Below are 12,290 nucleotides of genomic sequence, written 5' to 3'. Positions count from 1 at the left end.
CTGAGTAATGCCTTAGTCGCTGCGCATCTGCGCCTGCGACACCGTGCTGCCCGGCGCCACGCTGTCGGTCAGCCACACATTGCCGCCGATGGTCGACCCGGCGCCGATGGTAATCCGCCCCAGGATGGTCGCCCCCGCGTAGATCACCACGTCATCCTCGACGATCGGATGGCGCGCCACGCCCTTGATCAGGACCCCGTTTTCATCGGCCGGAAAGCGCTTGGCGCCCAGCGTCACGGCCTGGTACAGGCGCACGCGCTGGCCGATGATGGCCGTCTCGCCAATGACCACGCCGGTGCCGTGATCGATGAAAAAACTGGCGCCGATACGCGCGCCCGGATGGATGTCGATCCCGGTCAGCGAGTGGCCGATGTCCGACACCAGGCGCGCCAAAAAGGGCACGCCCAGCTGGTGCAGGCGGTGCGCGAAGCGGGAGTACAGGATGGCGATGGTGCCGGGGTAGCACAGCATGATTTCGGCCACCGAGGTGGCGGCCGGGTCGCCCGCCAGCGCGGCCTGCACGTCCGACACCAAGAGCGCGCGGATGCCCGGCAGGGCGGCGGCGAAGTCGCGCGTGATGGCCGCTGCCTGCTGCTCCAGTTCCTCGTCGCCGGCAAGATCCGGCGCGGCCGAAAACAGCAAACCGCGGCGTACCTGCTCGACCAGCCGGTTCAGGGTGGTGGTGAGGGTGTCGCCGACAAAGTAGTCGATGCTGTCGTCGGTCAGGTTGGGGCGTCCGTAATGGGTCGGGAACAGCGCCGCCGACAGGCCGTTGACGATCACGGTGAGCGCCTCGCGCGAGGGCAATTCGCGCACCCGCCCGTGGTGGCGGATGTTATGCGTGGCCTCGCGCGAGACGCGCAGCTGCTCGATCACGGGGCCAAGGTTCCAGTGCGGCGCCCGCGCGCTGGCCGGTTCGGGAAGGTCGTTTTTCATACGCCGAGCCTAGCGCGGGCGCACATAAAAATGAACGAATGATTTTGCGTTTGTATATCTGTTTCTTGCGATAACACCATGTGTTGCTGTGTTTATATTTTTCTCAAATTTGAACTTGTCAGACATGCCTTGATGATATTATTTCTTTATGTACACAATATTAGCGCGGTAGCAAATTCGCGCTGATGGCGCGTGTGCAAATCCATACCGAATAGCCGACCTCCCCACTGCCCGAAAGAGACCATGCCCCTGAACACGACGACGACTACGACCACGAGCAATACTGCAATCACCAACCTCGCCACCGCTGTCAACGGTACAGCCGGCAACGATACACTCAACGGCGGGGCGGCCGATGACGTGCTCAACGGCCTGGCCGGCAACGACCAGTTGTTCGGCCTGGCCGGCAACGACATCCTCGACGGCGGCGCCGGCAACGACTTCATGAATGGCGGCCTGGGCGACGATACCTACCTGTTCGGCCGTGGCGACGGCCGCGACATCGTCTACATGAGCGATGTGCGTCCGATGAGCGAAGTCAATACCTTGCGCCTGAAAGACGGCGTGCTGCCGTCCGACCTGGCATTCGACATGAGCGGCAGCTCCTTGCTGATCAACATCGCCGGCACCAGCGACCAGTTCCGGGTCGATGGTTTTTTGTATGGAAACTCCACTACCAACACCGCCAATCCGCTGCAACAGATCGTTTTTGCCGACGGCACAAGCTGGAATTTGGCCGAGATCCAGGCCAGGCTGTACGCGGGTAGCGACGGCGCCGATGTGCGCGCCGGCACGTATCTGGGCGATGTGATCGGCGGCCTGGGCGGCGATGACCAGCTCGATGGCAAGGGCGGCGACGATACGATCGATGGGGGCGCCGATGCCGATACCCTCATCGGCGGGCTTGGCAACGACCAGTTGCTCGGCGGCGCCGGCAACGACAGCTTGTCGGGTGACGAGGGCAACGACATGCTCGACGGCGGAACGGGTGATGACAATCTCAACGGCGGCATTGGCAACGACCTGCTTCTGGGCGGCGCAGGCAAGGATGCCATCAACGGTGGCGCCGGCGCGGATACCCTGGACGGCGGCGCTGGCGATGACGTGCTGAGGGAATCGGAAGGCAACGATGTCTATTTGTTTGGCAAAGGCGACGGCAGGGACAGTATCGAACGCAGTTCCATGCAAGCAGCCGGTGAAATCAATACCCTGCAGTTCAAGGCGGGCGTGCTGACAGACGGCATCTCCCTGTCCAACAACCTCTACGGCGATCTGTTCATCAGGCTCAAAGCGAGCAGCGACCTGATCACCGTCGACGATTTCATGCACAACGATACCAGCGCGAACAATTGGAGCACGGTGCAAGTCATCACGTTTGCCGATGGCACCAGCTGGAATACCGCAGCCATCGAAGCGGCTCTGTTTCGCGGCAGCGACGACGCCGACACAGTCCTCGGCAGCTTGAATGCCGACACCATCAGCGGCCAGGGTGGAAACGACATATTGGAAGGAAAAGCCGGCGACGACCTGCTCGACGGCGGCGCGGGTGCGGACCGCCTGTCCGGCGGCGCCGGCAATGACCGCCTGTTCGGTGGACTCGGCAATGACTCGCTGCAAGGCGATGCGGGCGACGACACGCTGGACGGCAACGTCGGCAACGACAGCCTCGCCGGCGGGCAAGGCAACGATACCTATATGTTCGGCAAAGGCGACGGGCAGGACACGCTGTCAGGGGCAGGTGGCCAGTTAACCGACGCGGTGGACACGCTGCAGTTCAAGGCGGGCGTGCTGCCCGGCGACATCGTTGTTACCGGCAACAACGCACAGGGCGGCGCCATCATTGTCAAGCTCAGGGACAGCACCGATCAGGTGACTGTCGATAGTTTTCTGTTCCAGGACAATACCGGAACCTCGCTCAATCCGCTGCAGCAAATCCGGTTTGCCGATGGCACGACCTGGAAACTGGCGGACATCGAGGCAGTGCTGTATGCGGGCAGCAAGGAGGCCGACACGCTCAACGGCACCATCAAGGGCGAACTGATCACCGGCCAGGCCGGCGCCGACAGGCTCGACGGCAAAGCCGGCAACGATACGCTCGACGGCGGCATTGGCGATGACGTGATCGATGGCGGGACCGGCAGCGATACCTATCTGTTCGGCAAAGGCGATGGTCGCGACACCATCCGGGCGCTCAGCGATACCGCCCCGGGCAAGATCGATACGCTGCAGTTCAAAGCCGGCATCGGCGCCAGCGACCTGGTCTTCAGCAGGAGCCTGGACAATCTGTTGATCGGCATCAAGGGCGGCACCGATCTCATCACCGTTGCTGGCTTCCTGAATAATGACAGCACCAGTAATGCCTCAAATCCACTGCAACAGATCAGGTTCGAGGACGGCGCCACCATGGACCTGGCCGCCATAACCGCCCGGCTCTTCGCCACCAGCGACGCCGCCGACACCATCAACGGCACCAGCGGCGCCGACCTGATCAATGGGCTGGGCGGCGCCGACAGGCTCGAAGGCCGCGGCGGCAACGACACCCTCGATGGCGGTAGCGGCAACGACACCCTCAACGGCGGTGACGGCAACGATACCTTCCTGTTCAGCAAAGGCGATGGCGCGGACCAGATCACCCTCTCCTACCGCGGCGGCATCGACACGCTGCAGTTCAAGCAAGGCGTGCTGCCGGGTGACGTGCTGCTTGAAGCGTCACCCTACAGTGAACTGGTAATCAAGATCAAGGGCAGCGCCGACCAGGTGACGATCGAGCAATTCATGCCCAATAGCGATACCAGCACCGACATCAATGCACTGCAGCAGATCCAGTTTGCCGACGGCACCACCTGGGACCTGGCCAACATCGAATCGCAGCTGTACGGCGGCAGCGCCGGTGCGGACCGCGTATCGGGCACCGCGAACGCCAACATCATGTTCGGTTTGGCCGGAGATGATTTCCTGGAAGGCAACGCAGGCAACGATACCATCGATGGCGGCCTGGGCAACGACACCATCAAAGGCGGCGGCGACAGCGATACGTATCTGTTCGGCCGCGGCGACGGCGCAGATAAGCTGATGCCCACCTATGAGCATTCGCCCGGCAAGGTCGACGTGCTGCAGTTCAAGGCGGGCATTGCAGCAGCGGACATCACGCTGGCGACCTTGGCCGGCCATCTGCTCATCAAGATCGCTGGCGGCAGCGATCAGGTCCGCGCCGACGGTTTCCTGGCCCAGGACGATACCGCCAACGCCGGTAACCCGCTGCAAGAAATTCGCTTCGCCGATGGCACTGTATGGAACCTGGCAAAGATGGAAAGCGTGTTGTACGCCGGCACCAGCGGCGCCGAGGAGATCAGCGGCACCGTCAAGGCCGACGTCATCAGCGGCCAGGGCGGTAACGATACGATCAACGGCAAGGCCGGCAACGACACGATCCGGGGCGGCGGCGGCGACGACCAGATCGTCGGCGGCAGCGGCAACGACACTTACCTGTTCGGCAAGGGCGATGGCAAGGACATCCTGTCCGCGAACAACGGCACGGCAGCGGGCGACATCGACACCCTGCAATTCGACGCTGGAATCGCCGGCGCCGATCTGCAACTGGGCAAGTCGGGAACCAGCTTGATCATCAAGATTGCCGGCGGCACCGACCAGCTGACGGTCTACAACTTCCTGTCGCTAACGAGCACGCCGAATCCGGCCAATCCGCTGCAACAGATCAAGTTCGCCGATGGCGTCAGCTGGGACCTGGCGCGCATCCAGGCCGAGCTGCTGGCCGATACCACCCCGGTCCCGGCCAGCGCGGCGTGGCTGGAGACGCCGCCGGCGCAGGTCGATGTAGCGCTGATCGGCCACGCCACGCAGTTCGCATAAAGCGCAGGCGACGCTGTCCTGCCGCTCAGGACGCGTCGTTCAGCCGGCGCGGTAGCCGACGCGCCACCCGGCGCGGCAGCTGCAAAATCGCTTCCGCGTTGGACGATGAAAAACAGCGGTCGGCTGCCTCCACGTGAGGCAGCCAGACATGCTGCAAGTGCTCGCGCGCGCTCAACACAATGGGCGTCTCGCGCGGCACGCACACGCTGAACACATGTTCGGTGTTGTGCGTGACACCCGGCGCGTAGCGATGCCGCCAGACCGGGTAAATCTCATAAATATTCGACAAATGCCAGTCGCACAGCGCGATGCGCCCGCCGTCGGCCACGATCCCGGTTTCTTCGAACAGTTCGCGCGCGGCGGTAGAGAGCAAGGGTTCATCGGGCGCGTCGAGCGAGCCGGTGACGGACTGCCAGAATCCCGGCTTGTCGGCGCGCTCGATGAGCAGCACCTCCAGCGCGGGCGTGTGGATGACGACGAGGACGGATTCCGGGATTTTAGCGGGCATGAATCGTTATAAAAACCAAGGCCAGGATCGGGACGAAAAAAAAGCACGGCGAACCGTGCTTTTCAGTTTAAACGATCTTCGGTTCGGCGTTGCGCAAGCGGATGTGCAGTTCGCGCAGTTGCTTCTCGTCGACTTCGGACGGGGCATTGGTCAGCAGGCACTGGGCGCGCTGGGTTTTCGGGAAGGCGATCACGTCGCGGATCGAGTCCGAACCGGTCATCATCGTCACGATGCGGTCCAGGCCGAAAGCCAGGCCACCGTGCGGCGGCGCGCCGTATTGCAGCGCGTCGAGCAGGAAGCCGAATTTCAGCTGGGCTTCTTCGGCGTCGATCTTCAGTGCGCGGAACACCTTGCTCTGCACTTCTTCACGGTGGATACGGATCGAACCGCCGCCCAGTTCCCAGCCGTTCAAGACCATGTCGTAAGCCTTGGCGATACACGCGCCAGGGTTCGTTTCGAGCATGTCTTCGTGGCCGTCTTTCGGCGCCGTGAACGGATGGTGGGTCGCGGTCCAGCGGTCCGCTTCCTCGTCGTAGTCGAACATCGGGAAGTCCACCACCCACAGCGGCTTCCAGACGTCGTCGAACAGGCCTGCTTTCTTGCCGAAGTCGGAATGGCCGATTTTGACGCGCAGCGCGCCGATGGCGTCGTTGACAACCTTGGCCTTGTCGGCGCCGAAGAAAATCAGGTCGCCGTCTTGCGCGCCAGTTTTTTCGAGGATGGCGGCGAGCGCGGCGTCGTGCAGCGATTTGACGATCGGCGACTGCAAGCCGTCACGTCCCTTGGCTTTTTCGTTGACCTTGATGTAGGCCAGGCCTTTGGCGCCGTAGATGGCGACGAACTGGGTGTAGGCATCGATTTCCGAACGGGCCATGCTGCCGCCCTGCGGCACGCGCAGACCCACGATGCGGCCGCCCACCATGTTGGCGGCGCCGGCAAAGATCTTGAATTCGACATCCTTGACGTCCTCGGTCAGGTCGGTGAATGCCATCTTCACGCGCATGTCCGGCTTGTCCGAACCGTACAGGCCCATCGCGGTCGCGAAATCCATCACCGGGAACGGGTTCGGCAGGTCGATGTCGAGCGTGTTCTTGAAGACGATACGGATCATGTCTTCGAACAGGTCGCGGATTTCCTGTTCGGTCAGGAACGAGGTTTCGCAGTCGATCTGGGTAAATTCAGGCTGGCGGTCGGCGCGCAGGTCTTCGTCGCGGAAGCACTTGGTGATCTGGTAGTAACGGTCGAAGTTGGCGACCATCAGCAACTGCTTGAACAGCTGCGGCGACTGCGGCAGCGCGAAGAAGCTGCCGGCATTCACGCGCGACGGCACCAGGTAGTCGCGCGCGCCTTCCGGGGTCGACTTGGTCAGCATCGGCGTTTCGATATCGATGAAGCCGAGGTTGTCGAGGTACTTGCGCACTTCCATCGTCACCTTGTAGCGCAGGCGCAGGTTGTTCTGCATCTGCGGACGGCGCAGGTCGAGCACGCGGTGGGTCAGGCGGGTCGTTTCCGACAGGTTGTCGTCGTCCAGCTGGAACGGCACCGGCACCGAGGCGTTGAGCACTTCGACGGCGCTGGCGACGATTTCGATCTTGCCCGACTTGAGGTTGCTGTTGACCGTGTTGCCGATACGCGCGGTGACCACACCGGTCACGCGCAGGCAGTATTCGTTACGCACCGCTTCGGCGACCTTGAACATCTCCGCCTGCTCCGGATTGCAGACGACCTGGACCAGGCCTTCGCGGTCGCGCAGGTCGATGAAAATCAGTTGCCCGTGGTCGCGGCGACGGTGTACCCAGCCGCACAGGCTGACGGTTTGGCCCAGCAGTTCTTCAGTGACAAGGCCGCAGTAGTTTGTACGCATGGAGGACATAGTGTTTTCAGTCTAGGTTGGTTATTCAACGGGCGCGGAAACAAGCACCGCACTCTCTTTGGTTGGCAAATGCTCGGGGGCGACGACGCCCATCGAGACGATGTATTTGAGGGCCGCGTCGACACTCATGTCGAGTTCGATGACCTTGCTGCGTTCGAGCATCAGGAAAAAGCCCGAGGTCGGGTTCGGCGTGGTCGGCACGTAGACGCTGACGAAGTCGCCCACCAGGTGGTTCTTGACGTCGCCGCCCGGCACCCCGGTCAGGAAACCGATGGTCCAGCTGTCGGCATGCGGATACGGCAGCAGCACGGCCTTGCGAAAGGCATTGCCGGACGAGGAAAACAAGGTGTCCGAGACTTGCTTGACGCTGCCGTAGAGCGAGCTGACCACGGGAATGCGGTGCAGCAGGCGTTCCCACAGGCGCACCAGGTAATTGCCGACCAGGTTATTGGCCAGCAAGCCGGTGAGGAACACGATGGCGATGGTCAGGATCGTGCCCAGGCCCGGAATGTCGCGTCCGAACAGGGCCGCCGGACGCCAGTGGGCCGGCACCAGCAGCAGCGACTGGTCCATGGTGCTGATGACCAGGTTCAAGACCCACAGGGTGATCGCCAGCGGGACCAGGACCAGCAGTCCGGTAATGAAATATTTACGCATTCGGCTCTCGGTGATTGACGGGACGCGGCGCGTCCCTTGGCTCAGGTCGTACTGCCGGGGGTGGCCGCCGGCTTGGCCGGGGCCGCCGCCGTGGACGACTCGGCCGCAGGCGTAGCCGGCGCGCCAGGCGACGCGCTAGGCGACGCGCCAGGCGACGCGGCTGGGCCGCCCTCGGCCGGACCGCTGGCGGTCCCTTTCGACGGCGCGGCGCCGCCGCGGAAATCGGTGGCATACCAGCCGGTTCCCTTGAGCTGGAAGCCGGCGGCGGTTAATTGCTTCTTGAAAGAAGGCTTGCCACAGGACAGACAGACCGTCAACACCGGGTCGGAGATCTTCTGCAATACATCCTTGGCAAAACCGCATTCATCGCAGCGGTAGGCGTAAATCGGCATTGAATACTCCGCAAAAATCGTCAAAACCCTGAATTATAAGCTTTTTCAAGATCGCAAGCATAAATGCCCAGCCACGGGGATGGTAAGATGCGTGCCTGCTGCGCGGCATGCGCCGGGCTAACTTGAAAAAGGAAATTGAACGATGTTGATTAAGTCTCGTGTTCTGCTCATCGGCGCTGCCTCGGCGCTGGCTCTGGCCGCCTGCGGTCCAAAAGATGCAAGCAAGGCCGCTGCCGCTCCTGCGGCGAATACGCCCGCGGCATCGGCCGCCGTGCCTGCCGGCGTCGCCGCCACCGTCAATGGCACCGTGATTTCGACCGCCACGGTCGACATGATGGTCAAGGAACGCACCGCCCAGGGCCAGCCGGACACCCCTGAGCTGCGCAAGGCCATTATCGACAACCTGACCATGCAAACCCTGGTGGCCAACGAAGGCATCAAGAAGGGCCTGGACAAGAGCGAGGACGTCACGCGCCAGCTGGAACTGATCAAGCAGTCGATGACGGCCAACGCCTTCATCCAGGACTGGATGAAAGCCAATCCGGTGACCGACGTGATGGTCAAGGCCGACTACGACAAGATGGTCACCTCGGCCGGCGGCAACGAATACAAGGCGCGCCACATCCTGGTCAAGGAAGAGGCTGACGCGAAAAGCATCATCGCCAAGCTGAAAAAAGACGTCAAGGCCTTCGCCGGCCTGGCCAAGGAAAAGTCGATGGATCCGGGCTCGAAAGTCAACGGCGGCGACCTGGGCTGGTTCAATCCGGCCAGCATGGTGCCCGAGTTCGGCGCGGCCGTGGCCAAGCTGGAAAAAGGCAAGTTCACCGACGAGCCGGTCAAGTCGCAGTTCGGCTACCATGTGATCATGCTGGAAGATTCGCGCCCGATCGCACCGCCGCCGTTCGAGCAGGTCAAGGAACAGATCAAGCAGCAGCAACAGCGCAGCAACATGAAAAACTACCTCGACAAGCTCAAGGCCGACGCCAAGATCGTGATCAAGGTGGATCCGTCCACCCCGGTCATGTCGGGCAGCGCCCCGGCTGCGCCAGCGGCTGCGCCAGCGCCAGCCCCGGCGGCTCCCGCTGCGGAGCCGGCAGCGGCAACCCCGGCCGCATCGAAGTAAGCGAGTACTGCGTGATGCGCGCCGCGCGCGCATCACGCCCTTTCCCTCAGGGGGAACGGTTCACTTGCGTTGCCACACCTGCCAGCGCTCCTTGCCGGCGAACACGGCAATCGAATCCTCCACGGCAGCATCTTCCACACAGCGAAATGACGGCGTCAGCAGCGCATCGAGCGCGGCTTGGCTGATGCCGAACGGCGGCCCCTTGGCCGCATCGTCAAAAAAGAAAAATCCCGCCAGCAAGGCGCCCGGCGCCAGCAAGCCGGCCCAGCGTGCGGCCACCCGCGGCCACATGGCGCGCGGCAAGGCGCACAGGAATGCGCGCTCGTAGATCAATTCCAGCGCGTCTGGCGGAGCATAGGTAAAAAAATCGGCCTCGACCACGCGCGCGCTCCACGGCCCGAGCGCCGCTTTGGCGGCCGCCACCGCCACCGGCGAAAAATCGATGGCGGCCGCATCCCACCCGGCCTCGCACAGGCAGGCCAGTTCGTAGGCGGCGCCGCAGCCGGGAATCAGGGTGCGCAGCGGGCGCGCGGCGCGCTCGACAAAGGCGCGCAGCGCGGCCGGCGCCGCGCCCCGGTCCCAGGGCGTGACACCGCGCGCGAAACGCTCGTCCCAGAAGGCGGGGGCTTGCGGATCGCGGCTGGCGAAGTCATTCATGCTCAGAACAGATGGGCCCAGCGCCCGTACACCAGCGCCACCGTCGCGCCGGCGACGATCAGCGCGGCGCCGCCCAGCGCCAGCGAGAGCAGGCGGTTGGTGCGCTGCTGTTCGATCACCAGCAGTTTGAGCAGGTCCTGGTTGACGGTGGACGGCTCGGCGGCTTGCTGCAAGGCGCGATGCACCAGGCGCGGCAATTGCGGCAGGATATGGGTGTAGCGCGGCGCCTCGGCTTTCAGGCGCTCGACCATGCCGCGCACCCCGACCTGCTCGCCCATCCAGCGCTCCAGGTAGGGCTTGGCAGTCTTCCACAGGTCGAGATCGGGGTCGAGCTGGCGCCCCAGGCCTTCGATATTGAGCAAGGTCTTTTGCAGCAGCACCAGTTGCGGCTGGACTTCGACGTTGAAGCGGCGCGAGGTCTGGAACAGGCGCAGCAGGATTTGCCCGAAGGAAATATCTTTGAGCGGGCGGTCGAAGATCGGTTCGCAGCAGGCGCGCACGGCCGATTCGAGCTCGTCGACGCGGGTTTCGCGCGGGGCCCAGCCCGATTCGATGTGCGCTTCGGCCACGCGCTTGTAATCGCGCCGGAAAAAGGCCAGGAAGTTTTGCGACAGGTAATCCTTGTCGAAATCGTTGAGGGTGCCGACGATGCCGAAGTCGAGCGCGATGTAGCGCCCGAAGGTGGCCGGCGCCACCGAGACCAGGATATTCCCCGGATGCATGTCTGCATGGAAAAAGCCATCGCGGAACACCTGGGTGAAAAAAATTTCCACACCATCGCTGGAGAGCTTTTTCAGGTCCACGCCCTCGGCCGCCAGGCGGTCGATCTGCGACACCGGAATGCCGTGCATGCGTTCCATCACGATCACGCTGCTGGCGCAGTAATCCCAGTACATCTCGGGCACCATCAGCAGGTTCGAGCCGGCGAAGTTGCGGCGCAGCTGGCTGGCATTGGCGGCCTCGCGCATCAGGTCGAGCTCGTCGTGCAGGTATTTGTCGAACTCGGCGACCACTTCACGCGGCTTGAGGCGCTTGCTGTCGGCCCAGATGCGCCCGATCCACTCGGCGGCGATGTGCATCAGCGCCACGTCTTCGTCGATCGATTTTTTCATGCCGGGGCGCAGCACCTTGACGGCGACTTCCTTGCCATCTTTCAGGGTGGCGAAGTGGACCTGGGCGATCGACGCCGACGCCACCGGCGTGCGGTCGAAACTGGCGAACAGTTGGTCCGGGTGGGCGCGCAGCGAACGCGTGATCTGGGCAATGGCCAGGTCGGAACTGAACGGCGGCACCCGGTCTTGCAGATGGGTCAGCTCGTCGGCGATATCGAAGGGCATCAGGTCGCGCCGGGTCGAGAGCACCTGCCCGAACTTGACGAAAATCGGTCCCAGTTCTTCCAGCGCCATGCGCAGGCGCACGCCGCGCGGGGCCGAAATATCGCGCCAGAAAATCACATTGTCGATCAGCTTGGCCGTGCGCGGCACTTTCAGGCCCGAGATGGCGATTTCATCGAGGCCGTACTTGACCGCGACCCGGAGAATTTTAAGCAGGCGCAGGAATTTCAATACCATTACATATCCGTTTTCTGTTGCCCGGCGGCATTGAGCGCATCCGGTGCGGCGCTTGGGTGCGCCAGCTTGTGTTCGAGCCGCGCGAGGCGCTTGGCGCTGCGTTCGACATCGTCGCGCAGGCGGCTCACATCGGCGCCGAAGGCGTCGACGGCGCTTGGGCGCACCAGCATGGGCTGTTCTTCGAGAAAATACTCGGCCAGGTTCTCAGTTACCTTGCCGTGCAAGACGCGCGCACCGTCGAACACGCTCCTGGCGCCGCCGGCCAGGCGGATGGCGGCGATCGGGCCGACCAGGCGTTCGAGGTCGTGTTCGGCTTCCCAGCGCAAGCCCTTGCTCAGTTGCGAAATCGTATTGGCGAACTCGGCGTCACCCTCGATCTTGACGTACGAAAAGGCGCGCTCGCGGTTCTGGGCGATCAGCGGCAGGTCGGCCAGCTTGATCCGGATGGTGACGTTGGCGAGCTCTCCCGTCTCGGCGGGAGCGGCCTCGAGCATGCCGTCGCGCGTGACCAGGAGGCGCAGCGCCATGCCGCTGGCGTCGATGCAGGCCACTTTGCCGCTGTGCGGCGCCAGCGCCTCCCTGGCCCAGGCTTCCTGCGCCAGCAAGTGATTGATTGCGGCGATGACGGGTGCGATCAGCGCGGAGTGGGGACTAAACGAGTTCGGTGGTGACATGTGCGTACGCTTAAAAAACAAAACCGCCG

10 protein-coding genes are annotated in these 12,290 nt (G+C 63.3%); 2 read left to right on the top strand and 8 right to left on the bottom strand.

Features of this window, described 5'->3' with window-relative positions:
* Window positions 1-12 precede the first annotated feature (12 nt).
* On the bottom strand, window positions 13-936 hold the full coding sequence (gene epsC, locus F1735_RS07670) for a serine O-acetyltransferase EpsC (RefSeq protein WP_167236379.1): 924 nt from the start codon (window positions 934-936) through the stop codon (window positions 13-15).
* Between the two features lie 243 nt (window positions 937-1,179).
* Between epsC and F1735_RS07665 the strand changes: the two genes are divergently transcribed.
* The gene (locus F1735_RS07665; RefSeq protein ID WP_167236378.1) at window positions 1,180-4,806 is read left to right on the top strand and encodes a calcium-binding protein; all 3,627 of its coding nucleotides are present in this window, start codon (window positions 1,180-1,182) and stop codon (window positions 4,804-4,806) included.
* Window positions 4,807-4,831: 25 nt separating this feature from the next.
* Here F1735_RS07665 and nudB read toward each other — a convergent pair whose 3' ends face one another.
* The 4 genes from nudB to F1735_RS07645 all read right to left on the bottom strand — a co-directional run bounded on the left by nudB (window position 4,832) and on the right by F1735_RS07645 (window position 8,236).
* Complete coding sequence (gene nudB / locus F1735_RS07660; RefSeq protein WP_167236377.1) at window positions 4,832-5,314, bottom strand: dihydroneopterin triphosphate diphosphatase; 483 nt, start codon at window positions 5,312-5,314, stop codon at window positions 4,832-4,834.
* A 67-nt stretch (window positions 5,315-5,381) separates the two neighbouring features.
* Window positions 5,382-7,178, bottom strand: coding sequence for an aspartate--tRNA ligase (aspS, locus tag F1735_RS07655; RefSeq protein ID WP_187364184.1), 1,797 nt, complete (start codon window positions 7,176-7,178; stop codon window positions 5,382-5,384).
* A 30-nt stretch (window positions 7,179-7,208) separates the two neighbouring features.
* Window positions 7,209-7,844 (bottom strand): DUF502 domain-containing protein, encoded by a 636-nt coding sequence (locus F1735_RS07650; protein ID WP_167236375.1) that lies wholly within the window; start codon window positions 7,842-7,844, stop codon window positions 7,209-7,211.
* A gap of 41 nt (window positions 7,845-7,885) precedes the next feature.
* Window positions 7,886-8,236: an FmdB family zinc ribbon protein gene (locus F1735_RS07645; protein ID WP_167236374.1), complete on the bottom strand. Its 351-nt coding sequence runs from the start codon at window positions 8,234-8,236 to the stop codon at window positions 7,886-7,888.
* Window positions 8,237-8,378: 142 nt separating this feature from the next.
* Here F1735_RS07645 and F1735_RS07640 point away from each other — a divergent pair, with 142 nt between their 5' ends.
* Window positions 8,379-9,359 (top strand): peptidylprolyl isomerase, encoded by a 981-nt coding sequence (locus tag F1735_RS07640; RefSeq protein WP_167236373.1) that lies wholly within the window; start codon window positions 8,379-8,381, stop codon window positions 9,357-9,359.
* Window positions 9,360-9,419: 60 nt separating this feature from the next.
* Here F1735_RS07640 and F1735_RS07635 read toward each other — a convergent pair whose 3' ends face one another.
* From F1735_RS07635 to F1735_RS07625, 3 genes are read right to left on the bottom strand one after another with little or no spacing between them, the layout of a single operon-like run.
* Window positions 9,420-10,016 carry a methyltransferase domain-containing protein gene (locus tag F1735_RS07635; protein ID WP_167236372.1) on the bottom strand — a complete coding sequence of 199 codons (597 nt, stop codon included), beginning with the start codon at window positions 10,014-10,016 and terminating at the stop codon, window positions 9,420-9,422.
* Window positions 10,017-10,018: 2 nt separating this feature from the next.
* The gene (gene ubiB / locus F1735_RS07630) at window positions 10,019-11,587 is read right to left on the bottom strand and encodes a ubiquinone biosynthesis regulatory protein kinase UbiB (protein WP_167236371.1); all 1,569 of its coding nucleotides are present in this window, start codon (window positions 11,585-11,587) and stop codon (window positions 10,019-10,021) included.
* The gene (locus F1735_RS07625; RefSeq protein WP_167236370.1) at window positions 11,587-12,261 is read right to left on the bottom strand and encodes a ubiquinone biosynthesis accessory factor UbiJ; all 675 of its coding nucleotides are present in this window, start codon (window positions 12,259-12,261) and stop codon (window positions 11,587-11,589) included. The genes ubiB and F1735_RS07625 overlap by 1 nt, the downstream gene beginning before the upstream one ends.
* Between the last annotated feature and the right edge of the window lie 29 nt (window positions 12,262-12,290).

It is taken from the genome of Massilia genomosp. 1, from assembly GCF_011682185.1.
Taxonomy (GTDB): Bacteria; Pseudomonadota; Gammaproteobacteria; order Burkholderiales; family Burkholderiaceae_D; genus Telluria_A; species Telluria_A rubra.
The sequence above is the reverse complement of the archived record's forward strand: the minus strand, read 5'-3'. Positions and strand labels throughout refer to the sequence as shown.